Raw genomic sequence first — 22,325 nt, 5'->3', positions numbered from 1 at the left:
CATCACCCCCGTCAGTTCGGGGCCTTGAATCACGCAGCAGCGGCAGCCTCAAGCAGATCAATGGGTCCTGACCCTAGCATTGACCCGGCCTGAAGACGTTATTGAACATGGCGTCGACAGCTTTTCGTTTTCCGCCTTCAACCGAGATTATCTTGCACGCCACGAGGGGTTCTCGATGGTCGTTCTCGGCTCGAAAGATGCCGTCGCAGACCGACTCGCTTGGCAAGAGAGTGGTTTTCCCACTTACCTCCCGTTAGAGTTTTCGCGCATGGCAGAACTCCCAGACGGCACGGAAACGAGGGTCGGCTTCGTGTTGGCATTGACGCATTCGCCGGCGGCACCTTGGCTTGGTCATTTCGTGTGCCAGCATTTCACGCCTGACTACTACGAGCAGCCGCAGTATCTTGACCATGCAAACACCGCTTTGTCGGTCCGAGAGGTGTGGGTTGCGGGACCTGGCGCGCTCGATCTGGTCGGCCACTTCGCAACTTTCACAGGTTTAACGGGACGGAAGAGCCGGGAAACAGTTCACTTCGATACGGACACCGGCACGATCACGCTGGCCACTGATCTCGCGTTCCAGAACGCGTTTGGCGTTGTTCCGCCGCACCCACATGGCGGCGCTCACCTCGCCGGGTTGTCGATCGCCTGCGCTTCATTGGAGCCCCTGAGAAAATGTGGACTCGTCGAAGTCGGTGACCGCTTGGTTTTGCCGCCTGAGCGGGCCTTCGGCACGGCAATCGCATTCACCGCCTGATTGGTAGTTCAATCAAATTGGAGAGTGTTGACCGACCTGGGCTCACACCGGCCGATCACCGCGCTGCGGCAGCCATGGGCGCGTCCTCCAAGCCCTAGCGGGTGAGGACGGCCCATACCGGTCATTGGCGCTGGGCGGATTCGGGCCTCGAAAGCGGCTGTTCCAGCGGCCGGCGGTATCTCTACGATGCAGTCAATGATCGATGAGGAGCCGGTCGTTAACATTGTCTTGGTGGACGTCGTTGATGCCCACATCCCTGCTGGTTCCGGATGCGCCCGCGCAGTCATCAGCAGAGGCAAAACCTGGCGCATCCGGCTAGGGTGAGGCAAACATGGTCCGGTCAAAGCCCGAATAATCTGACGCTCGCAGGTTACAATACTCCAAAAAGCCGGGCTTCGCGCTTTGCGGGCCAATCCCGATCACGGTCAGACCCGCCGCGTGGGCCGACATCGCCCCCGGCAAAGCGTCCTCAACGGCAAAGGCCTCGGCCGGGCCAAGGTCGAGGAGACGCAGGGTTTCGCGATAGGGCAGCGGGTCGGGCTTGCCGCGCGGCAACTCCGCGCCCGACACGATGGCGGATATTCGGTCTGCAAGGCCCAGCTGCGCCAGCGCTGCAAGGATATGGCGGCGGGGCGAGGACGAGCAGATCGCGATGCGCAGGCCAGCGTCGGCCAGACGGCTTATCGATTGCGCGGCCCCGGGAATGGGCTGGCGCATGAGGGGCAACAGGATGTCCGCCGCCGCCCCGATCTCGTTTGCCAGTTCGGTCCGGTGCTGGTCGGTCAGATTGGAGCCCAGCACTTCGGTCAGAAAGCCGCGGACGCCACGGCCGACGAAGGCGTCGTAGGTGGACTGCGGAACTCTGACCCCAAGGCGGTCAAGCACCTGACGTTTGGCCGCCTCCCATGCGGGTTCGCTGTGAACCAGTGTGCCGTCCAGATCAAAGATCGCAGCTTTGTAGCGGGTCGCGATCACGGGCTCATTTCCCTTCGCTGCGGTGTGCTGCTAGGCTTCGGCCTGACCGCACAAGGGACATGACATGACCGATCTTGCCGCCCGATACACCGCCGCCCGCCAGATCGCCGCCACTGCGGGCGCGCTGGCGCTGGACTATTTCCGGAAGTGGGATCAGTTGACCATCGACGTCAAAGGGCATCAGGATTTCGTTTCGGAAGCGGACCGCAGTGTCGAACTGGCGGTGCGCGCCGAACTGGCGCGGGCATTTCCGGGCGACGGGATCGTTGGCGAAGAGGGCGCGCCGACCCCCGGCAGCAGCGGCTATACTTGGGTAATCGACCCGATCGACGGCACGACGAACTTTGTCAACGGCATCCCGCAATGGTGCGTGATCATCGCTTGCGTCTATCGCGGGCAGACGGTGATCGGCGTGGTGCATGACCCGGTGCATGACGAGATGCACCATGCCATTGCGGGTGGCGGTGCCTTTTGCAACGACCGGGCGATCCACTGTTCGGCCAAGGCCTCTTTGCGCGAAGGGTCGTTGGGCGTGGGGTTTTCCGGGCGGACGCATATCAAAGGGATCAAGCAGCTGGTCAGCCGGTGCTGCGATGAGGGCACGGTGTTCTGGCGCAATGGATCGGGCGGGCTGTCGCTGGCTTATGTCGCGTCGGGGCGTATTCTGGGCTATGTCGAAGAGCATATGAACGCCTGGGACTTTCTTGCCGGTCATCTGATCGTGGCCGAGGCAGGGGGGCGGGTAGAGCCGGTTGACGCAGATGAGGCTATTGTCCGTGGCGGGCGGGTCGTTGTCGCCGGAGCGGGGGTATATGACGCGGTATCGGCGCTGGCCAAGGCAGCCTATGACGTCTGACCTGCGGGGATCAGCACCGGGCCGGAGGTCGCGAACGAGATGGTCACCGCGTCGCCCACCCGGAACGGCGTGACCACATCATCCAGCACGGCAAAGACCGTGCCAAAGGCTGCGGTCACCGTGTATTCCATCCGGCTGCCAACATAGGTGGCCTTGTCGATCACGGCCGCGACGCCGTCTTGCGTGCCACCAGCGGTCCCGCCCGCCACCAGCCGCAGCCGTGACGGACGCACAGCCAGTTTCGCCGCGCCCTTGGGCAGCCCCCGAGAGGGCAGGCGATGGGTATAGTCGGCGATGCGCACGGTTGCGGTGTCGCCGTCCAGTGCGGTGATCTCGATCGGGATCAGGTTGGCCTCGCCGATGAAGTCAGCGACAAACGCGTCGGCCGGGGCCTCATACAAGTCGCGCGGGGTGCCTTTCTGGGCGATGGCCGCGTTGCGCATGACGACGATTTCGTCTGACACGGCCAGCGCCTCTTCCTGATCGTGGGTGACATAAACCACGGTCAGACCAAGGTTCTGCTGGATTTCGCGGATTTCCTCACGCACCTGACGGCGCAGTTTGGCGTCAAGGTTCGACAGCGGCTCATCGAACAGCAGCACCTGCGGTTCCAACACCAGCGCGCGGGCCACGGCCACCCGCTGCTGCTGGCCGCCCGACAGTTCTGACGGCAGCCGGTCGCCATAGCCGGTCAGGCCCACCAGCCCAAGGCCGGCAAGCGCCTTTTCCCGCGTCTCGGCCTTGTCAAAGCCGGAAAACTTCAGCCCGTAGCTGACGTTTTCCATCACCGTCATATGGGGAAACAGGGCATAGCTTTGAAACACCATCGACACGTCGCGGTCGGTGGCGGGTAGCTTGGTCACATCCTTGTCGCCAATCAGAATCCGCCCCGAGGTGGCCATTTCCAGCCCCGCGATCATCCGCAAGGTGGTGGTCTTGCCGCAGCCCGACGGGCCTAGCAGCGTGACCAGTTTTCCGGCGGCCACGTCAAGGTTGATGCTGTCCACGGCCTTGACCTTGCCGCCGTAGACCTTGGACACATTCTCAAACCGGACCGAGGCGGCCTTGGCGTTGATGGCTGTCATTCAGTGGCCCTCTCCATGGCTGGTGCGCCGACCGATCTGCGTGCGCCCGACCAGCAGTTGCAGCAACCCCACGGCGGCCAGCATCACAAAGATCAGTGCGGTGGAATAGGCGATGGCCAGTCCGTAGTCGTTGTTCTCGACCCGGCCGATTATGTAGCTGGTCGCCATGTCATAGCGGGCGGATACCAGAAAGATCACCGCCGAAATCGCCGTCATCGCGCGCACGAAACTGTAGACCAGCGCGGCCAGAATGGCCGGGCGCAGTAGGGGCAGGATCACGGCTCGGAAGGTCTGCCACGAATTTGCGCCAAGGGTCAGGGACGATTCGTCCAGCGACTTATCCAGCTGGCTCATCGAGGCGATGCCGGCGCGCACGCCCACCGGCATGTTGCGGAATATGAAGCTGATGACAAGGATCAGCCCGGTGCCGGTGATTTCGATCGGCGGCACGTTGAAGGCCAGGATATAGGCCACACCGATCACCGTTCCGGGAATGGCGAAAGACAACATCGTTCCGAACTCGAACGCCCGCTTGCCGGCAAAGGTCTGCCGCGTCAGCAGATAGGCGGTGATCAGGCCCACGGCTGCGGTCAGCGGGGCGGCAAGGCTGGCAATCAGCATGGTGGTCCAGAAACTGTCCCAGGCCGATCCGGTCCAGCGTAATCCGTTGTCGCCCCAGCTCAGGCTGAAGGCGGTCACATAATGCTTGAAGGTCAGCGTGTCATCGACGCCCCAAAGCTGCACGACTGAGCCGTAAAGGATCATCCCATAGACGACCAGCGTAAAGCCTGACCACAGCGCAACCACGGCATAGACCGGGATGGCCAGCCCGGCGGGCATCGCCGGATGCACGCCGCTGTCACCCTTGCCGGTGACGGTGGTATAATTTCTCTTTCCCAACCAGAACCGCTGCAGATAGAACGCGCCAAGGGTAAAGCCCAGCAGAACCACAGCTAGAATGGCCGCGCGGCTTTGGTCATATTGCGCACCGACGATGGCAAAGAAGATCTCGGTCGACAGCACGTCGAAATTGCCGCCCAAGACCAGCGGGTTGCCGAAATCTGCCATGCTTTCGATGAAACCCAGCAGAAAGGCATTGGCCAGACCGGGCCGCATCAGCGGCCAGCTGACGGTGCGAAAGGTCTGCCAGCGATTGGCACGCAGTGTTTGCGCCGCCTCCTCCATGCTGGGCGACACGCCTTCGACCACCCCGATCAGCACCAGAAACGCAATCGGCGTAAAGGCCAGCAGTTGTGCAATTAGGATGCCGGTCAGGCCATAGACCCAGCGGGCCGGCTCCAGCCCCAACAGGGCAGCGACCGAGGTGGTCACCGTGCCTGACAGGCCGAAAAGCAAGATAATCGCCAGCCCGATCACAAAGGGCGGCGTGATGATGGGCAGCACGGTCAGCGCCCTGAGCATCCGCTTGTAGCGAAAGCCCGACCGCGTCAGCACCAGCGCAAAGGCCAGCCCCAGCAGCGTGGTCAGTACCCCCACCAGCACTGCCAGCACCAGCGAATTCCACGCAGCCCCGCATTGCGCGCCCCGAAGGCAGCCAAGACCCCAGATACGGCTGTCAAGGAATTTTGGAAAAAAGCCCAGCACCGAATAGCCACCGTCGTCGGTGGCAAAGGCCGCCAGCAGCATCTTGGCGATGGGAAAGAACACAAAGATCGAGACCACCGCGATCACGCCGCCAATGGCGGCCGTCACAAAGACATCGCCGTTCACCGCCCCGCGGGCCGCAATCCCTTGGGTCAGGAGAAACAGAAAGGCCGAGGCGGTGATCAACGCCCCATAGCCCATGCCGAATTGCCTGTCGTCCAGCGGGCCGAACAGCGCGGTCAGCCAGTCGGCGTTCAACCCGCGCAACCCGATCCCCAACCCCTGCGCCACCAGCCAGGCAAAGCCAAAGGCCCCCGCCGCAATCAGCACGCGGGCATAGATCGAGTCCGTCTTGCGCCGCCCCAGCACCAGCAAAGGCGCCACCAGCGCAAGTGCCATTGGCGCAAGCCACAACTTTTGCCCCATCGCCACCAGAACGGCGGCGGGGGCATAGTCTGCGTCGAACGGCCAGCCATCAACAAGCCATTCAAAGGAATAGAATTTCTCGACGCCATACCAGGGCAGCAGGCAAAAGCCGACCCACCCGGCAAAGATCCAGAAGATCAGCACCGGATGGGTTGTCCGCTCAAGGCTGACAGTACGCAATGGCCTTACTGAGGCAGCGTCGACACATCCGAATCCCACTTGGACAGCAGGCGTTTGCGTTCGTCACTGGAGCCGTATTTCTTGAAGTCATAGTCGATCAGCTTGATCGCGGCCATGTCGGGGGCCTTGTCCGATTTTGCAGCCCCCACGTTCGACATCACCTGAAACGCGTTGACCTGCAGGGCCAGATCCTGCGCCTCGACGCTTAGCGCCCAGTCGTAGAACTTCTTGGCTTCGTCCATGTTGCGCGCGCCCTTGATGATCGACATCGACCCAATCTCATAGCCTGTGCCCTCGCAGGGGGCGACGGTCGCGACGGGAAAGCCCGCAACGGTCTGCGCCACTGCGTCATGCATGAACACGATGCCGATCAGCGTTTCGCCCGCCCCCGCCGCCTTGATCGGAGCAGAGCCAGACTTGGTGTATTGGTTTATGTTGGCATGCAGCCGCTTCATGTAGTCAAAGCCGCCATCCTCGCCGAACAACTGCACCATCGAGGCCAGCGTCGTATAAGCCGTGCCCGAAGAATTTGGGTTCGCCATCTGCACCATGCCCTTGTATTCCGGCTTGGTCAGGTCTTCCCAGCAGGCGGGGGCGGGCAGGCCCGCTTTGGCCAGCATGTCGGTGTTGTAGCCAAAGCCAAGCGCACCGGAATAGATGCCGATGGTCTTGTCACCCGCGCTGGTGGCCTGAGCGATGGCCCAAGGGTGCAATTGATCGCGCATCGGGCTGACGTAGGGTTCGGTCAGGTCCTCTTCGGCGGCCTGCAGATGCGGGTCGCCCGTGCCGCCCCACCAGATATCGCCCTTGGGATTGCTGGCTTCGGCCTGCACTTGCGCAAAAGTTTCGCCGCTGGATTTGCGGGTCATCGCAACGTCGATCCCGGTGGCTTCTTCGAAACTCTTCTCCATGATCTGGCACCATTCTTCCTGCGCTGAGCAGTAAAGGTTCAGATCGGCCAGAGCGGCCGTGCCGAAAAGTGCAGTGGTGGATGCCAGAACAACCCCAGCCAGAGCGCTTTTTGTCATGATGTTCCTCCCTGAACGTTAAGTCGTTTTGTGTGTCGCCTCTTGCGGGCGTCTTTGTTAGTCTTTCGATCCTAGACCGATTACTTCGATTGTAACAATCCATTTTCGGTCCAAGACGCGTGGGGCCTCACGCTGAGCGCAGGACAGGATACTTTTCTGCCCGTGGCAGACGGGTGAACGACTGCTCTGCCCAAGTAGAAGGTGTGCAATCCGGCCCTTCGCGTCGTTCTTGGCAAAGCGCTGCGCTGCGGAAATCCTCGTACTTTACTACGTCGGGCGACCGGCGAAGGTTTGATTTCGGTTCCATCTTACCGAACGCGACCCCGGTCGAAGTGTTCAGGCCAACCATCCGGAAAGTTATTTTATTACAGGGTGTTGCAAAGAATTCACTAGATCGGCGCAGTCATCAGGTCCAGAGATTATCCGGCCGAGAGAGCGCATTTTGGGTCAACGGCCAACGTGTTAGTGTTCAGCTTGTCCCACTAACCCCTTTGAAATCGCAAGAAAATCCGGCCGCGGCCGGATCGGGAGAACGAATTCGCGGGGGCAAGTGGCGGATGGGGTGGGATTCGAACCCACGGAACCTTTCGGTTCGCCGGTTTTCAAGACCGGTGCCTTAAACCACTCGGCCACCCATCCGTCGATGCCGCCCTGTCCGCGCATGCTTCAGATCAGGCGGGCGGTGGCAGACCTAGCCGCTCGGCACGCCAATCACAAGTCCGGCTGTGATCGGACAGGCGCGTATGGTGCAATCTGACGCGCCGCGAAAACCCGCCGGTCGCGTTTCGGTGAAGTCTGGATGGCTTTCCTTGCGCTGCATGCTGCGATACAGTCGCGCGCGAAGGCGCGGGAACAGGCGCGATTGATCGGGCAAGAGGCAGGCGGGCAACCTTAGGGTTACGGACCAGCCGTAAGGGTCGCATGGGCAGGATGCGCGAAGGGGACAGAATGAGCGAACTGCAATGGAGCCGGCTTGCGCCGGTCGTTCTATTGGTGCTGGCGATGGCTGGCTGTCAGTTCAAGGGCGGCAGCAAACCGGCCGAACCGGTGATCGGCGATCTGGCAGGCGAGGATGGCGGGGCGGTTGCGACCGAGGTGCCTGGCAATGCCGCAGCCGGAACCGTCGCTGCGGGCGGTCAGCGCGATGTCGAGGCGCCCGAGATTTTCTCGAAGACCGACAAGGCGCTCTGGGACGGGCGCCCTTCGCTCGGCGGTATCTGGGTCGCCCATGCTGATGTGAAGGATCCCGAGCGCGTGGTGATCCGCAATCCGGCGACCGGCAAGTCGGTGACCGGGGCGCTTTTCCGTCGCGAAGTGTCGAACCCCGGGCCGAGCCTCCAGATGTCGTCCGACGCGGCCGAAGCGCTTGGTATTCTTGCCGGGCAGCCGACGACCCTGCAGGTTGTGGCGCTGAAGCGGGTCGAGGTTGCGCCTCCCCCGCCGCCGCCCGCGCCTCCCCCGCCGCCGACGGAACCCGCCGCGAAGGTCGCGGGCACCAAGGCGCCGCCGAAGCCGGACGCAAGCGCGGCCGCTGCGGCCACCGCACCTGCTGCGATCGAACAGAAGAAACTCGATCCTGTGGCCAAGACAGCGGCGGAGGCGATCGACAAGGCGTTGAAGAAGAGTGCTGCTGCGCCTGCCGCTGCGCCCGCTCCTGCTACCGCTGCGCCCGACCCTGGCGCGCCGCTTTCGGCGATCCCGGCCCAGCCGGCGGGCGCTCTGTCGAGGCCCTATCTGCAGATCGGCATCTTCAGCACCGAGGAGAATGCCAAGAAGGCCGCTGCGCAGATGCAGAAGGCCGGCCTTGCGGCACAGGTGAAGCCAGAGAAGAGCCAGGACAAGACGCTGTGGCGTGTGCTGATCGGTCCCGCTGCGACCCAGGCCGAGCGCGACGCGATGGTCGCCAAGGTCAAGTCGCTTGGCTACCCCGACGCCTATGCCGTGTCGAAGTAAGGAAGGACGAAGCATGCGCAAGACCACTCCATTCGGCTGGCTGATCGGGGCGGTCCTTCTTGCTGCCAGCGCACTGCCAGCGCTGGCGTTCGAGACGCGCGCCCGCGCCGCCTGGATCTATGACCTGACGACCGGCACGGTGCTTCTGGAAAAGAACGCCCATACGCCGATGCCGCCCGCGTCGATGTCGAAGCTGATGACCATCAACATGCTGTTTGAGGCGTTGAAGGACGGCAGGGTGACGCTGGATGAACGGTTCGCTGTTTCCTCGCATGCGAAGGCGATGGAAGGCTCGACCATGTTCCTGAACGAAAGGGACAAGCCGACGGTCGAGGAGCTGATCAAGGGCATTGTCGTTCTGTCGGGCAACGACGCCTGCGTCGTGGTCGCCGAAGGACTGGCCGGGACCGAGGCCGACTTTGCCGCCAAGATGAACGAACGCGCCAAGGCGCTGGGGCTGAACGACAGCCATTTCGCCAATGCCTCCGGCTGGCCCGATCCCAACCATCTGATGAGCATGAATGACCTCGGTCGCCTCGCCGTGCGGCTCATCACCGAATTCCCCGACTACTACCATTATTTTGCAATCACCGAGTTCCCTTATGACGGCCGCTCGCCCGACAACCGTTTCAACCGCAATCCGCTCTTGAAGATGGGGATCGGCGCAGACGGGCTGAAGACCGGCCATACCTCCGAGGCAGGCTATGGCCTTGTCGGATCGGCGGTGAAGGACGGGCGGCGGGTGGTTTTCGTCATCTCCGGCCTTACGAGCGAGAAAGAACGCGCAGAGGAGGCCCAGCGCGTCGTCGACTGGGCCTTTCGGGAGTTCAAGCAAAAGACCGTAGCCAAACAGGGCCAGAAGATCACCGATGCGCCGGTCTGGGTCGGGTCGGCGAAGACGGTCGGCCTTGTGGTCGAAAAGGATCTGACCCTGCTTCTGCCCTCGCTCGCGCAGGGTAGTCTCAAGGGCGAGGTACGTTATTCCGGGCCGATCCGCGCGCCCGTTGCGGCGGGAACGAAGCTTGCCGATCTGGTGATCGAAATTCCGGGTCACAACCCGGTCACCGTGCCGCTGGTCGCGGAAAGCGACGTGGGCGCGGGCGGGTTCATGACCCGGCTGTCTACCGCGTTCGATATCATGGCCGGCCGGCTGATCGCACAGATCGGCAGCTGAGCCACGCATGTTCATCACCTTCGAAGGGATCGACGGATCGGGCAAAAGCACGCAGGCGCGGCTTCTGGCCGAAACGCTACGTGAGGCGGGCCATGAGGTCATCCTGACCCGTGAGCCAGGCGGAAGCCCCGGCGCCGAGGAAATCCGCCGACTGGTGCTTGAAGGCGACCCGGATCGCTGGTCGGCAGAGACGGAAATCCTGCTCTTCACCGCTGCCCGCCGCGACCATCTGGAACGCACGATCGAACCGGCTCTGGCGGCGGGAAAGGTGGTAATCTCAGACCGGTTCGCAGACTCCACGCGCATGTATCAGGGCCTGTCGCGCGGCGATCTTCGGCCCACCGTCGACCGGCTGCACCAGATGATGATCGGTCGTGAACCCGACCTGACATTCCTGATCGACATCGACCCCGAGGTCGGCCTGTCCCGCGCCAAGGGGCGAAACGGCCATGAAGAGCGGTTCGAGGATATGGGCCTCGACATGCAGCGGCAGATGCGGGCGGGCTTTCTGGCGCTCGCCGCCGAGTTCCGCCTGCGCTTCCATGTGATCGACGGCGCCCGCGCGGCAGAGGCAGTCGCGACCGACATCGCGGCGATGGCGCTCTCCGCGCTCGCCGGGCCGGACTATGACTGAGGTCACGCTTCCCGAACCCGACCGGGTCGAGGGCGCGCCACACCCGCGCGAGACCGAGCATCTCTACGGCCAGGGCGCGGCGGAAGCGGCCTTTCTTGAAGCCTATGCGACCGGCCGCCTGCACCATGGCTGGCTTCTGACCGGGCCGCGCGGCGTGGGCAAGGCGACGCTCGCCTGGCGGATTGCGCGGTTCCTTCTGGCGACACCACCGGACGCGGTCGGCGGGCTTTTCGGCGATCCGGCCCCGGCGCCCGTGACGCTGGACATTCCGCCCGACCATCCGACGGCAAGGCGGATGCGGGCGGGGGCGGAACCGGGGCTTTTCGTTCTCAGGCGCGGGCCGAACGACAAGGGTGATCGGCTGTCGGCGGAGATCCGGGTGGACGAGGTGAGAAAGCTGAAAAGCTTCCTGCATCTCTCCTCCGCCGACGGCGGGCGCCGGGTGGTGATCGTCGATGCGGCGGACGAGTTGAACATCGCCGCCGCCAACGCGCTTCTGAAGCTTCTGGAGGAGCCGCCAGAGGGCGCCACACTTCTTCTTGTCGCGCACCAGCCCTCGCGGCTTCTGCCGACGATCCGCTCGCGCTGCCGCGAGCTTAGGCTGGCGCCGCTTGGCTCTGAAGAACTCGCTCAGGCGCTGGCGAGTGCGGGGGCAGAGGGGGATGCCAGCAGACTTTCCGTCCTTTCAGCCGGTTCGGCGGGCGAGGCGGTCCGGCTTGTCAATCAGGGCGGGCTGGACGCCTATCAGGAGATCGTCGTGCTCTTCGCCAGCCTGCCGCGCCTCGACCGTCCGGCGGCTTTGAAGCTTGCCGAAAGTGCTGCGCAGCGGGGCGGTGCGGAAACGCGGCTCGACCTTCTCATTGCGCTCATGGACCTCTTCCTTGCCCGTCTCGCCCGGGCCGGAGTGACCGGGATCGCGGGCCCGGAAGCGGCACCGGGCGAGGCGGCGCTTCTTGCGCGCCTCTCGCCCCATCCTGCGGCTGCCCGCGCCTGGGCCGACCTGCACCAGACGCTCGGCGCCCGCGCCCGCCACGGGCGCGCCGTCAACCTTGACCCTGCCGCCCTTCTCCTCGATATGATCTTCAGGATCGACCAGACGGCAGGCGCGCTTGCCCTGAGGTGAGCGAGAATGACTGGCCACACGACTGCCCCCCTGATCACCGACAGCCATTGTCACCTCGATTTCCCTGATTTCGAGGGCGAGCGGGCAGAGATCGTGGCCCGCGCGAAGGCGGCAGGCGTCCACCGGATGGTGACGATCTGCACCCGCCAGCGCAGCCTTGACACCGTCCGCGCCATCGCCGAGGCGCATGACACCGTGTTCTTCGCCTTCGGCATTCATCCGATGAGCGTCACCGAAGAGCCGCCGATGACGGTCGAGGGGCTGCTGTCGGTCGCCGCCCATCCCAAATGCGTGGGCATAGGCGAGACCGGGCTCGATTACCATTACACCGCCGAAAGCGCCGACCAGCAGCGGGCGAGCCTGCGTATCCATATCGAGGCGGCGCGGCAGTCCGGCCTGCCGCTCATCATCCACGCCCGCGCGGCGGATGACGACATGGCGCGGATCCTGACCGCGGAATATCGCAACGGCGCTTACACATGCGTGATGCACTGTTTTTCCTCGGGCGCGGGGCTCGCGAAAGCCGCGCTCGACCTTGGCTTCTATCTTTCCATGTCCGGCATCGCCGCCTTCCCGAAAAGCCAGGAGCTGCGCGACATCTTCGCCGCCGCCCCGGTCGATCGCATCCTCTTGGAAACCGACGCGCCCTATCTGGCGCCGCCGCCCCATCGCGGCAAGCGGAACGAACCGGCCTACACCGCCCATACGGCGAAAGTAGGCGCCGGGGTTTACGGCCTGTCGATTGCGGACTTCGCCCAACAGACGGAGGCGAATTTCGAGCGGCTCTTCACCAAGGCCGCACTGCAGCGAAAGGCGGCCTGAGATGGCGCGGCTTCGCTTCACCATCCTCGGTTGCGGATCGTCAGGCGGCGTGCCGCGGATCGGCGGGCTGTGGGGTGATTGCGATCCGACGAACCCGAAGAACCGCCGGACCCGCTGTTCGCTTCTGGTCGAGCGGATCACCGACGAAGGCCGCACTTCCGTCCTGATCGACACGTCGCCCGACATGCGGGCGCAGCTTCTTGATGCGGGCGTCTCGGCTTTGGACGCGGTCGTCTATACCCATAGCCATGCCGATCATGTCCATGGCCTTGACGATATCCGCCAGTTGGTGATCCTCAGCCGCCGCCATATGCCGGTCTGGGCCGACCCGCCGACGCAGGAGGCGCTTTTCAACCGCTTCGGCTATGCCTTCGTGCAGCCCGAAGGCTCGTCCTACCCGCCGATCTGCGACATGCACACGATCAAGGGACCGTTCGAGATCACGGGCGCAGGCGGCGCCATCCATCTCACGCCCTTCCATGTCGAGCATGGCGATATCGAGGCTCTGGGTTTCCGGATCGGCGATCTGGCCTATCTGCCCGATGTCTCTGCCATTCCCGACGCGGCACTGCCGCATCTGCAAGGGCTCAAGGTCTGGATCCTCGACGCGCTGCGCCGCAAGCCGCATCCGACGCATTTCCATTTCGACCGGGCGCTTGAGTGGATCGCGCGCATGAAACCTGCCCGCGCGGTCCTGACCAACATGCACAACGATCTGGATCATGCGGCGGTCGAAGCGGAAACGCCCGCCCATGTCGATGCCGCCTATGACGGCATGGTGATCGAGCTGGAGGCCTGATGCAGGCGCTTTTCGAGGTCATCCTGCCGGTCTTTCTGGTGATGGGGGCGGGTTACCTAGCGACCCGCCTCGGCCTCTTCGAGGATCGCGCCGTCGATGCGCTGATGCGGTTTGCCCAGAATTTCGCGGTCCCTTGTGTGCTCTTCAAGGGCGTGGCGCAGCTTGATCTTTCAAGCGCCTACGACCCCGGGCTGATGATCTCTTTTTACGCGGGCGCCTTCACCAGTTTCACGATAGGTGCACTTGGGGCGCGGTTCCTCTTCGGGCGGCCGGGACCGGATGCTGTGGCAATCGGCTTTGCCTGCCTCTTTTCAAACTCGCTGCTTCTGGGCCTCCCGATCACTGAGCGTGCTTATGGCGCAGCGGCGCTTTCAGGCAATTATGCGATCATCTCGATCCATGCGCCGATGCTTTATGCGTTCGGCATCACGATGATGGAACTGACGCGAGCCCACGGAATCGGCCTGCCGGTCCTTCAGATCGCGCGGCAGATCTTCCGTGGGATCGTCACCAACCCCTTGGTGATCGGCATCACGCTTGGCTTCGCGGTGAACCTGTCTGGCAACCCCCTGCCGGAGCCGGCCTGGGCCGGGATCGATATGCTGGCGCGCGCGGGCCTGCCTGCGGCGCTTTTCGGTCTCGGCGGGGTCATGGTGCGCTACCGGCCCGAGGGCGATCTGCGGCTGGTGGCGATGATTGCCACTTGTTCGTTGTTGCTGCATCCGGGCATCGGTTGGCTTCTCGGCGCACGGGTCTTCGGGCTCGATACGGCAGCGCTGCGGTCGGTCGTGGTGACGGCCTCGATGGCGCCAGGGATCAATGCCTATCTCTTCGCCAACATGTATGGTGTAGCCAAGCGGGTGGCGGCGACGGCGGTGCTTCTGTCCACGGCGCTGTCGATCCTCACAGTCTGGTTCTGGCTGCATGTCCTGCCCTGAGGCGGGGCGCATCTTGCCGCCTGTTGCCGCGCAGACGTTTCCGGGATAGCGAAAGGCTGACCGGAGGTGCGCATGTCTATCTTAGAGGCCACGAGACTGTCGCGCGCGCCCATGGCGGGCCTTGCCGCCGTGGGGGTCTTCTGGGGCGGCTTCGCAGCCTATGTGCCCGAAATAAAGGCGCAGGTCGGCGCAAGCGATGCAGCCTTCGGCGCGGCGCTGCTCGCACCTGCGGCGGGCGGCATCCTTGCCATGTATTTCGCCCCCGCCCTTGTCGGCCGCTTCGGCCGCCGCCTGCTGCCCGCCTCCGCGATCCTCCTGGCGCTCGCCTACTTCTTTCCGCTTCTTGCCACGACGGTTCCCGCGCTTGGTGCCGCGCTTTTCTTCATGGGCGTGGCTGTCTCTCTTGTGGATATCGGTTCGAACATGCGGATTTCGGACCTTGAGGAGCAGAGCGGACGCCATCTGATGAATGTCAATCACGCCGCCTTCTCCTTTGCCTTCGCGGCGGCGGCGCTTGTGGCGAGCCTCTTGCGGCGCGACGCGGTGCCTGCCGCGTCCGCCTTCCCGATCTTCGCGGCGGCGATCCTCGTGCTGGGATGGATCATGCGCGAGGCGCATGATTGGGCAGTGCCGAAGACCGGGGCGGACACTGGCGGGCATGTCGGTCTGGGACGGCCAGTCGCCCTCGCGGCGGCGGTGCTCTTTATCACATTCGTGGCCGAGAATGCCTGCGATAGTTGGTCGGCGCTCCATATCGAGCGGACCTTGGGCGGTGCCGCGGGCAATGGCGGCTTCGGCCCGATGATGCTGGGCCTGACGATGGGGATCGGGCGGCTTTCGGGACAGATCGCGGCACAGAGGTTGGGCGAGGCCGGTCTGATCTTTGCCTCGACGCTGGTCGGTATCTTGGGCGCAACGCTTCTGGCACTCGCGCCCTCCGTCGCGCTGGCGCTCGCGGGCGTTGCACTACTGGGTCTGGGCGTCGCGGTCGCGGTGCCCTCGGTCAATTCGCTTCTCGGCAAGCGCGTGCGCGCCGCCGATCGCGGCTGGGCGATCTCGCGCGCCTGGATGATCGGCTTCACAGGCTTTTTCGTTGGTCCGACGCTGATGGGACAGGTGTCAGAACTCGCGGGCCTGCGCGCGGCCTTCCTCCTGATCGCGCTCCTTCTGGTCTTGGCCCTGCCAGCCGTCACGCTTTTGGGGCGAAGCCCAGTGCTTGCCCGCGCTCAAGCATAGCGATCCTCGAAGCCTTTCGGGATCAGAAGGTTGTGGCGACCGAGGCCCGCGGGCGATTTCTCGCCGCAGAGCGCCATGGTGATATCGAACTCCTTCTGCAGGATCTCGAGCGCCTTGGTCACACCCTTCTCGCCCATCGCGCCGAGGCCGTAGATGTAGGACCGCCCAATGAAACAGGCGCGTGCGCCCATGGCGACGGCCTTCAATATGTCCTGGCCCGAGCGCACACCGCTGTCGAGGTAGATCTCCGTCCGGTCGCCCACCGCCTTCACGATTTCAGGCAGCATGCGGATCGAGGAAAGCGCACCGTCGAGCTGTCGCCCGCCATGGTTTGAGACAAGGATCGCATCGGCGCCGAAATCGGCTGCGCGGCGGGCATCGTCGGGGTCTAGAATCCCCTTGAGGATCATCTTGCCGCCCCACATGTCGCGGATCTTGGCGATCTTACCCCAGTCGAGCTGCGGATCGAATTGTTCGTTGGTCCAGCTCATCAGCGACCGCAGGTCAGCGACGCCCTTTGCATGGCCGACGATATTGCGGAACGTATGGCGCCGGGTCATCGCCATGCCGGCGACCCAGTGCGGTTTGGTCGCGAGGTTGATCAGGTTCTTCAGCGTCAGGCGCGGCGGGGCGGTCAGATCGTTCTTCAGATCCTTGTGACGCTGGCCGAGGATCTGCAAATCGAGCGTGAGGACAAGCGCCGAGCAGCCCGCGCGCTTGGCGCGTTCGATGGCGCCCGCGACGAACTCCTCGTCCTTCATCACATAGAGCTGGAACCAGAAGGGCGCGCTTGTATGGGCTGCAATATCCTCGATCGAGCAGATCGACATGGTGGAAAGCGTGAAAGGCACGCCGAACCGTTCGGCGGCGCGCGCCGCCTTGATCTCGCCGTCCGCGCACTGCATGCCCGCCATGCCCACGGGCGCCAGAGCGAGCGGCATTGCAACCTTCTGGCCGAGCATCGTCGTTTCTGTCGAGCGGCCAAGCATATCGACCGCGACCTTCTGCTTCAGGCGGATTTCCGAGAAATCGGAGGTATTTTCCCGGAAAGTCTGTTCGGTATAGCTGCCGCTTTCGCAGTAATCGAAGAACATCTTCGGCGCGCGGCGGCGGTGCAGATGTTTCAGATCGTCGATGCAGGTGATCACGGGCATGGGCGACTCCGATGAAATTGGTAATTTTCGATTACCAATTTTGGCGATTTCGCGCAATGCCCTTTGGCGCACGTCGGTTTGTTTGGGGCTGACCGTGATCCGGCGGAGCGCCCGTTCCGGGCGCAAGCCTGTCTCTCGTGGCTTTCGCGTAACGCGAAAGCCACTCGGGTGGGCGATGGTTGTAACTGTTTCGCGGGTTTTCCGGCTGTCAGGCAGAATGGGCGCCGTCGGCGAGGCCCTTCACGAAGGCAAGGACTTCGGGCACCGGGCGTTTTTCCTCGACCATCTTCACGATGGCCGAACCGACAACCGCGCCATCCGCCACCGAGGCGATGGCGCGCGCCGTCTCTGGCGTACGGATGCCGAAGCCCACGATGACCGGCAGATCGGTCGCGGCCTTGATGCGCGCGACCTCGGGCCCCACGTCGCCCGCTTGGGCAGCGGCGGCACCGGTGATGCCGGTGATCGAGACGTAATAAACAAAGCCCGAGGTGTTCTGCAGCACCTTCGGCAAGCGCTTGTCGTCGGTGGTCGGCGTCGCGAGGCGGATGAAGTTGAGCCCTGCCTTCTGCGCCGGAATGCAAAGCTCGTCATCCTCTTCGGGCGGCAGATCGACGACGATCAGCCCGTCGACCCCCGCGGCCTTGGCATCTTTCAAGAAAGTATCAACGCCGCGCGAGAAGATCGGATTGTAATAGCCCATCATAACGATCGGGGTGGTGCTGTCCCCCTTGCGGAACTCCGCCACCATGTCGAGCGTCTTCTGCAGCGTCTGGCCGCCCTCAAGCGCGCGCTGCCCGGCCAGCTGGATCGTCGGGCCATCAGCCATCGGATCGGTAAAGGGCATGCCGAGCTCGATCACATCGACCCCTGCCGCAGGCAGGCCCTTCATCAGCGCGAGCGAGGTCGCGAGATCGGGATCGCCTGCCATGATATAGGCGACGAAAGCCTTCTTTCCTTCCGCTTTCAGGGAAGCAAACTTCTGGTCGATCCGGGTCATCTGTCACTCCTCGCGTCCAACCGGTCTTGCAGAAAAGCGCGGCGAAAGGCAATGGGGCTTGGGGTTTCGCTTCTCCGCCACTGTGGCGGAGCGCTGTTGAGTTAGCGAGGCGATTGGACTAACGTGGCGATGAATGTGAACCCGGCAGAGGAGGATGTCATGAAGGCCATTGTCATTCGCCGCGCCGGGGCGCGGACCTGAGGCGTCCGCTTCGCCATTGCCCCGATGACCCGTCTGGCGGCCGCGATCAACGCGCGGCGCCGTTTCAGCATTCTTCAGGGGCATCCCATGACTTCACACTCAACGCTGGCCGATCTTGGCTGGACCAACCTGCTGCTCGGCCAACTCTCGTTAGCCGAACTTGAAACCCGCCTGCCGGCGCGGGTGGCCGAAGTGCATCGTGACAGGCTGGTTGCACTATCGACGAAGGGGCCACTTTCGCTAACGCTGCCTCCCTCTCTGTCCTCGGGCTCGGTCGCGGTCGGCGACTGGCTGATCTGTGACGAGGGTCGCCGGATGGTCGACCGCCTGCTGGACCGCACCACCTGTCTGGCCCGGCGCGCGGCGGGCGAAACCGCACGGCAGCAGCTGATCGCTGCGAATGTCGACACGGCCTTCCTGACGACTTCCTGTAACGCTGATTTCAATATCGCGCGGATCGAGCGCTACCTTGCGCTGATCTTTAGCGGCGGGATCGAGCCAGTGATCGTGCTGACCAAGGCCGACCTCGACGACCCCGCACCCTATTTGGACAGGCTGCGCCCTGTCGCGAGGGACGTTCCCGCCCTGGCCGTCGATGCCTTGGCGCCGGATCTGTCCGAAAGACTGGCGCCGTGGTGTGGTCGGGGGCGGACCTTGTGCTTTCTCGGGTCGTCCGGTGTCGGCAAATCAACGCTTGCTGCGGCACTAACCGGCCGCGCGCTCGTAACGGCGGCCATTCGCGAAGACGACGCGAAGGGGCGCCATACGACGACCGCGCGCGCGCTGATGCCCGCTCTGGGCGGCTCTTGGCTGATCGACACGCCCGGCATGCGGGAACTGCGGCTTTCGGATGTGGCGGAGGGGATCGAGGCCACATTCAGCGACCTTGCCGAACTGGCACGTCAATGCCGCTTTTCAAACTGCCGGCACGAGGCCGAACCCGGCTGCGCTGTCCGCGCGGCGATTGAGGAGGGCACCATCGATTCCGCCCGCCTGAAACGCTGGCAGAAGCTCGAACGCGAGGATCGCTGGAACAGCGCCTCGGTCGCCGACCTTCGGGCAAAGTCGCGCCAGTTCGGGCGGATGACGCGCGATATCACGAAGAAGAAGCGCGGCCGGTGGGAGGAAACATGAGGCAGGCCAAGGAAACCCTTCCATCTTCGCGCCCGGTGGACTAGATCGCTCGCGTCTTTCTACAGGAGCACGCGATGGGTTTCAGGATGGGTATCGTCGGTCTGCCGAATGTCGGCAAGTCGACCCTTTTCAACGCCCTGACCCGCACGGCAGCGGCGCAGGCGGCGAACTTTCCCTTCTGCACCATCGAGCCCAACGTGGGCGAGGTGGCGGTGCCGGACGCGCGGCTGGACAAGCTTGCGGCCATCGCAGGCTCGAAGCAGATCATCCCGACGCGGATCACCTTCGTCGATATCGCGGGTCTGGTGCGCGGCGCCTCGAAGGGCGAAGGTCTGGGCAACCAGTTCCTGGCGAATATCCGCGAAGTGGACGCCATTGCCCATGTGCTGCGCTGCTTCGAGGATGGCGACATCACCCATGTCGAGGGCCGGATCGACCCGGTGGCGGATGCGGAGACGATAGAGACCGAGTTGATGATCGCCGATATGGAAAGTATCGAGCGGCGCCTTGCCAATATCGCGCGCAAGATCAAGGGCGGCGACAAGGAGGCGGTGGCGCAGGAACGGCTGATGAAGGCGGCGCTTGCCGCACTGGAAAGCGGTCAGCCCGCACGGACTGTGAAGGTCAGCGAAGACGACCGGAAGCCCTGGGCGATGCTGCAGCTTCTGACCTCGAAACCGGTTCTCTTCGTCTGCAATGTCGAGGAAGCCTCGGCTGCGACCGGCAACAGCCAGTCGGCGCGCGTGGCAGAGATGGCAGCGCGGCAGGGTGCGGGACATGTGGTGATATCTGCGAGGATCGAGGAAGAACTGGCGCAGATGCCCGCCGAGGATGCGGCGATGTTCCTTGAGGAGATGGGCCTGCACGAAGCGGGCCTCGACCGGCTGATCCGCGCGGGCTACGACCTTCTGGGGCTGCAGACCTATTTCACTGTGGGGCCGAAGGAAGCCCGCGCCTGGACGATCGAGAAGGGCACGCTGGCGCCGCAGGCCGCGGGCGTGATCCACGGTGATTTCGAGCGCGGCTTCATCCGGGCCGAAACCGTCGCCTATGACGATTATGTCGCCGGCAACGGCGAGGCGGGCGCGCGCGAGGCGGGCAAGTTCCGCGTCGAGGGCAAGAATTACGAAGTAAAGGACGGCGACGTCCTGCATTTCCTCTTCAACGCCTGAACGAAGCTTCGGCGGAAAAATCTTCGTGAAGATTTTTCCGCATCGGGCGCGCGTCGGGCCGAAAAATCTTCGCGAAGATTTTTCGGCCGTACCGTCACACCTCTTCCATCGCCTTGACGGTTTCTGCGAGCGGTCCGGGGAAATGGCAGGCCACCTGATGATCGCCCGGGTTCAGGCGCGGCGCGTCGGCGGCGCAGCGGGCCTCGGCGCGCGGGCAGCGGGTGCGGAAGACGCAGCCCGACGGCGGCCGGAGCGGCGAAGGCAGATCGCCTTCAAGCGGGATCATGTGCTTTGCGCGTTCCGCCGCGGGATCGGGGATCGGGACGGCAGAGAGGAGCGCCTGGGTATAGGGATGCTGCGGCGAGCTGTAGAGATCACCACTCGTCGCCACTTCCATCGTGCGACCGAGATAGAGCACCATCACTCGGTCGGAGATGTGTTTCACCACGCTCAGGTCATGGGCGATGAAGATCATGGCAAGGCCAAGCTCGCGCTGCAGCTTCATCAGCAGGTTGATGACCTGCGCCTGGATCGAGACGTCGAGCGCCGAGACAGGTTCGTCGCAGATCAGTAGCTTCGGCTCGACGATCAGGGCGCGGGCGATGCCGATCCGCTGGCACTGGCCGCCGGAGAACTCGTGCGGATAGCGGTTGATCTGGTTTGGCAGAAGCCCGACCTTGTCCATCATCGCCTTGACGCGCAGCTTCACCTCGTCTTTCGAAAGGCCGGGATGGTGCGTGACCAATGGCTCAGAGATGATCTGCCCGACCGTCATGCGGGGGTTGAGGCTCGCCAGCGGGTCCTGGAACACCATCTGGATGTCGGAGCGGTATTTCAGCATCTGGTGGGGCGAGAGCGACAGGAGGTCGACGCCATCTTCCCAGACCGCCTTGCCCGAGGCCGGAACCATCTGGATGATCGCCCGGGCGAGCGTCGACTTACCGCAGCCGGATTCGCCGACGATACCCAGCGTCTCGCCCGGCATCAGTTCGAAATTCACGCCTCCCACCGCGTGCAGTTCACGCGGCTTCGTCCAGGGCATGTCGCCCTCGCGGCGGATGTGGAAGGTGACGCGCAGGTCCTCTACCTTCAACAGGGGGCGGGTCATGCCAGTTCCTCCACCTTGCGGTTGCAGGCCCGGAAGCGGCCGGGGGTGAATTCGGTCAAGGGATCAAGTTCGACGGTGCAGCGTTCGATCTCGAATTCGCAGCGGGGCGCGAAGGGGCAGCCCTTCGGTGCCCGCATCATGTTGGGTGGCGCGCCGGGGATAGATGCCAGTTCCTCGCCCTCCTGATCGACGCGCGGCAGGGCGTGCAACAGACCGCGCGTATAGGGATGTGAGGGCGCGGCAAAGACCGGATCGACCGGGCTTTTCTCCATCACCTGGCCGCCATACATCACCATAACCTCGTCGCAGAAGCCCGCCACGACGCCAAGGTCGTGAGTGATGAGAATCGTGGCCATGCCAAACTCGCGGCGCAACTCGCCCAGAAGCTGCATGATCTGCGCCTGCACGGTGACGTCCAGCGCGGTCGTGGGCTCATCGGCGATCAGAAGGTCGGGCTTGCACAGAAGCGCCATCGCGATCATCACCCGCTGCCGCATGCCGCCGGAAAATTCGTGGGGGTAAAGCCGGAAGCGGCCCGCCGCATCGGGGATCTTCACCGCGTCGAGCATGCGGATACATTCCTTGGCCGCATCAGCCTTCGACATGCCCTTGTGATGGAGAAGTACCTCCATCATCTGATCCGATACCCGCATGTAGGAATTGAGCGAGGTCATCGGATCCTGAAAGATCATGCCGATCTTGTTGGCGCGCACCCGGTTGATGACAGATGGCGCGGCATTCAGGATCTCCTGCCCGTCGAAGGTGACCGATCCGGTCGCGCGGCCGTTCTTGGCAAGAAGCCCCATCACTGCGAAGGCAAGCTGGCTCTTGCCCGACCCGCTTTCGCCCACGATGCCGAGCGCGCCGCCCCGTTCGAGCGACAGCGTAATGCCGTTCACGGCATTCACCACGCCATCGTTGGTCTGGAAGCGGACCTTCAGATCCTTGATATCGAGAAGTGCCAT

At 63.8% G+C, this 22,325-nt stretch carries 20 protein-coding genes and 1 tRNA gene; 12 read left to right on the top strand and 9 right to left on the bottom strand.

Annotated features, from left to right (window positions below; genetic code table 11):
* Positions 1-79: 79 nt before the first annotated feature.
* Positions 80-757: a hypothetical protein gene (locus OU426_RS15875; protein WP_267635051.1), complete on the top strand. Its 678-nt coding sequence runs from the start codon at positions 80-82 to the stop codon at positions 755-757.
* A gap of 315 nt (positions 758-1,072) precedes the next feature.
* Here the strand turns inward: OU426_RS15875 and OU426_RS15870 are convergent, their stop codons facing one another.
* Entirely contained in the window at positions 1,073-1,732 is a 660-nt protein-coding gene (locus OU426_RS15870) for an HAD family hydrolase (protein ID WP_267635050.1), read from the bottom strand.
* A 64-nt stretch (positions 1,733-1,796) separates the two neighbouring features.
* On the opposite strand from OU426_RS15870, the gene OU426_RS15865 reads away from it, so the two are divergent.
* Entirely contained in the window at positions 1,797-2,588 is a 792-nt protein-coding gene (locus tag OU426_RS15865; RefSeq protein ID WP_267635049.1) for an inositol monophosphatase family protein, read from the top strand.
* Here the strand turns inward: OU426_RS15865 and OU426_RS15860 are convergent.
* From OU426_RS15860 to OU426_RS15845, 4 genes are all read right to left on the bottom strand, one after another.
* On the bottom strand, positions 2,576-3,673 hold the full coding sequence (locus tag OU426_RS15860; protein ID WP_267635048.1) for an ABC transporter ATP-binding protein: 1,098 nt from the start codon (positions 3,671-3,673) through the stop codon (positions 2,576-2,578). The genes OU426_RS15865 and OU426_RS15860 overlap by 13 nt on opposite strands.
* On the bottom strand, positions 3,674-5,884 hold the full coding sequence (locus tag OU426_RS15855) for an ABC transporter permease (RefSeq protein ID WP_267635047.1): 2,211 nt from the start codon (positions 5,882-5,884) through the stop codon (positions 3,674-3,676). It lies immediately after the preceding gene.
* A 5-nt stretch (positions 5,885-5,889) separates the two neighbouring features.
* On the bottom strand, positions 5,890-6,912 hold the full coding sequence (locus tag OU426_RS15850) for an ABC transporter substrate-binding protein (RefSeq protein ID WP_267635046.1): 1,023 nt from the start codon (positions 6,910-6,912) through the stop codon (positions 5,890-5,892).
* 551 nt (positions 6,913-7,463) lie between these two features.
* Positions 7,464-7,551, bottom strand: a tRNA-Ser gene (locus OU426_RS15845).
* Between the two features lie 309 nt (positions 7,552-7,860).
* On the opposite strand from OU426_RS15845, the gene OU426_RS15840 reads away from it, so the two are divergent.
* The 8 genes from OU426_RS15840 (at position 7,861) to OU426_RS15805 (ending at position 15,591) form a co-directional block, all read left to right on the top strand.
* The gene (locus OU426_RS15840) at positions 7,861-8,865 is read left to right on the top strand and encodes an SPOR domain-containing protein (protein ID WP_267635044.1); all 1,005 of its coding nucleotides are present in this window, start codon (positions 7,861-7,863) and stop codon (positions 8,863-8,865) included.
* 13 nt (positions 8,866-8,878) lie between these two features.
* Complete coding sequence (locus tag OU426_RS15835) at positions 8,879-10,039, top strand: D-alanyl-D-alanine carboxypeptidase family protein (RefSeq protein WP_267635043.1); 1,161 nt, start codon at positions 8,879-8,881, stop codon at positions 10,037-10,039.
* A 7-nt stretch (positions 10,040-10,046) separates the two neighbouring features.
* Positions 10,047-10,673, top strand: a complete 627-nt coding sequence (gene tmk / locus OU426_RS15830) for a dTMP kinase (RefSeq protein ID WP_267635041.1) — start codon at positions 10,047-10,049, stop codon at positions 10,671-10,673.
* Complete coding sequence (locus OU426_RS15825; RefSeq protein WP_267635040.1) at positions 10,666-11,796, top strand: DNA polymerase III subunit delta'; 1,131 nt, start codon at positions 10,666-10,668, stop codon at positions 11,794-11,796. Before tmk ends, OU426_RS15825 begins: the two co-directional genes overlap by 8 nt.
* A 6-nt stretch (positions 11,797-11,802) precedes the next feature.
* Positions 11,803-12,618, top strand: a complete 816-nt coding sequence (locus OU426_RS15820; RefSeq protein WP_267635039.1) for a TatD family hydrolase — start codon at positions 11,803-11,805, stop codon at positions 12,616-12,618.
* Position 12,619: 1 nt separating this feature from the next.
* The gene (locus OU426_RS15815) at positions 12,620-13,417 is read left to right on the top strand and encodes an MBL fold metallo-hydrolase (RefSeq protein ID WP_267635037.1); all 798 of its coding nucleotides are present in this window, start codon (positions 12,620-12,622) and stop codon (positions 13,415-13,417) included.
* Complete coding sequence (locus OU426_RS15810) at positions 13,417-14,355, top strand: AEC family transporter (RefSeq protein ID WP_267635036.1); 939 nt, start codon at positions 13,417-13,419, stop codon at positions 14,353-14,355. Before OU426_RS15815 ends, OU426_RS15810 begins: the two co-directional genes overlap by 1 nt.
* 72 nt (positions 14,356-14,427) lie before the next feature.
* A complete protein-coding gene (locus tag OU426_RS15805; protein WP_267635035.1) occupies positions 14,428-15,591 on the top strand; it encodes an MFS transporter in 1,164 nt (387 codons plus the stop codon).
* On the opposite strand, the gene OU426_RS15800 is transcribed toward OU426_RS15805, so the two are convergent.
* Both OU426_RS15800 and trpA read right to left on the bottom strand, forming a co-directional pair.
* Positions 15,582-16,745 carry an alpha-hydroxy acid oxidase gene (locus OU426_RS15800; protein WP_267635034.1) on the bottom strand — a complete coding sequence of 388 codons (1,164 nt, stop codon included), beginning with the start codon at positions 16,743-16,745 and terminating at the stop codon, positions 15,582-15,584. The two genes, OU426_RS15805 and OU426_RS15800, sit on opposite strands and share 10 nt — an antisense overlap.
* A gap of 208 nt (positions 16,746-16,953) precedes the next feature.
* A complete protein-coding gene (gene trpA, locus OU426_RS15795; protein ID WP_267635033.1) occupies positions 16,954-17,745 on the bottom strand; it encodes a tryptophan synthase subunit alpha in 792 nt (263 codons plus the stop codon).
* A 288-nt stretch (positions 17,746-18,033) separates the two neighbouring features.
* Between trpA and rsgA the strand changes: the two genes are divergently transcribed.
* A complete protein-coding gene (rsgA, locus tag OU426_RS15790; RefSeq protein ID WP_267635032.1) occupies positions 18,034-19,080 on the top strand; it encodes a ribosome small subunit-dependent GTPase A in 1,047 nt (348 codons plus the stop codon).
* Positions 19,081-19,154: 74 nt separating this feature from the next.
* Positions 19,155-20,252 carry a redox-regulated ATPase YchF gene (ychF, locus tag OU426_RS15785; RefSeq protein ID WP_267635031.1) on the top strand — a complete coding sequence of 366 codons (1,098 nt, stop codon included), beginning with the start codon at positions 19,155-19,157 and terminating at the stop codon, positions 20,250-20,252.
* A gap of 94 nt (positions 20,253-20,346) precedes the next feature.
* Here the strand turns inward: ychF and OU426_RS15780 are convergent, their stop codons facing one another.
* Both OU426_RS15780 and OU426_RS15775 read right to left on the bottom strand, forming a co-directional pair.
* Entirely contained in the window at positions 20,347-21,360 is a 1,014-nt protein-coding gene (locus OU426_RS15780) for an oligopeptide/dipeptide ABC transporter ATP-binding protein (RefSeq protein WP_267635030.1), read from the bottom strand.
* A complete protein-coding gene (locus OU426_RS15775; RefSeq protein WP_267635029.1) occupies positions 21,357-22,325 on the bottom strand; it encodes an oligopeptide/dipeptide ABC transporter ATP-binding protein in 969 nt (322 codons plus the stop codon). Before OU426_RS15775 ends, OU426_RS15780 begins: the two co-directional genes overlap by 4 nt.

It is taken from the genome of Frigidibacter sp. RF13 (assembly GCF_026626305.1).
GTDB lineage: Bacteria > Pseudomonadota > Alphaproteobacteria > Rhodobacterales > Rhodobacteraceae > TMP-24.
This window is presented reverse-complemented; position numbering and strand designations above follow the sequence as displayed.

Excerpts from the sequence above, each read along its gene's own strand:
- OU426_RS15865 (WP_267635049.1), top strand. The coding sequence starts at position 1,797 with ATGACCGATCTTGCCGCCCGATACACCGCCGCCCGCCAGATCGCCGCC.
- OU426_RS15860 (WP_267635048.1), bottom strand. The coding sequence starts at position 3,673 with ATGACAGCCATCAACGCCAAGGCCGCCTCGGTCCGGTTTGAGAATGTG.
- OU426_RS15850 (WP_267635046.1), bottom strand. The coding sequence starts at position 6,912 with ATGACAAAAAGCGCTCTGGCTGGGGTTGTTCTGGCATCCACCACTGCA.
- OU426_RS15840 (WP_267635044.1), top strand. The coding sequence starts at position 7,861 with ATGAGCGAACTGCAATGGAGCCGGCTTGCGCCGGTCGTTCTATTGGTG.
- OU426_RS15835 (WP_267635043.1), top strand. The coding sequence starts at position 8,879 with ATGCGCAAGACCACTCCATTCGGCTGGCTGATCGGGGCGGTCCTTCTT.
- tmk (WP_267635041.1), top strand. The coding sequence starts at position 10,047 with ATGTTCATCACCTTCGAAGGGATCGACGGATCGGGCAAAAGCACGCAG.
- OU426_RS15825 (WP_267635040.1), top strand. The coding sequence starts at position 10,666 with ATGACTGAGGTCACGCTTCCCGAACCCGACCGGGTCGAGGGCGCGCCA.
- OU426_RS15820 (WP_267635039.1), top strand. The coding sequence starts at position 11,803 with ATGACTGGCCACACGACTGCCCCCCTGATCACCGACAGCCATTGTCAC.
- OU426_RS15815 (WP_267635037.1), top strand. The coding sequence starts at position 12,620 with ATGGCGCGGCTTCGCTTCACCATCCTCGGTTGCGGATCGTCAGGCGGC.
- OU426_RS15810 (WP_267635036.1), top strand. The coding sequence starts at position 13,417 with ATGCAGGCGCTTTTCGAGGTCATCCTGCCGGTCTTTCTGGTGATGGGG.
- OU426_RS15805 (WP_267635035.1), top strand. The coding sequence starts at position 14,428 with ATGTCTATCTTAGAGGCCACGAGACTGTCGCGCGCGCCCATGGCGGGC.
- OU426_RS15800 (WP_267635034.1), bottom strand. The coding sequence starts at position 16,745 with ATGCCCGTGATCACCTGCATCGACGATCTGAAACATCTGCACCGCCGC.
- trpA (WP_267635033.1), bottom strand. The coding sequence starts at position 17,745 with ATGACCCGGATCGACCAGAAGTTTGCTTCCCTGAAAGCGGAAGGAAAG.
- rsgA (WP_267635032.1), top strand. The coding sequence starts at position 18,034 with ATGACTTCACACTCAACGCTGGCCGATCTTGGCTGGACCAACCTGCTG.
- ychF (WP_267635031.1), top strand. The coding sequence starts at position 19,155 with ATGGGTTTCAGGATGGGTATCGTCGGTCTGCCGAATGTCGGCAAGTCG.
- OU426_RS15780 (WP_267635030.1), bottom strand. The coding sequence starts at position 21,360 with ATGACCCGCCCCCTGTTGAAGGTAGAGGACCTGCGCGTCACCTTCCAC.
- OU426_RS15775 (WP_267635029.1), bottom strand. The coding sequence starts at position 22,325 with ATGGCACTTCTCGATATCAAGGATCTGAAGGTCCGCTTCCAGACCAAC.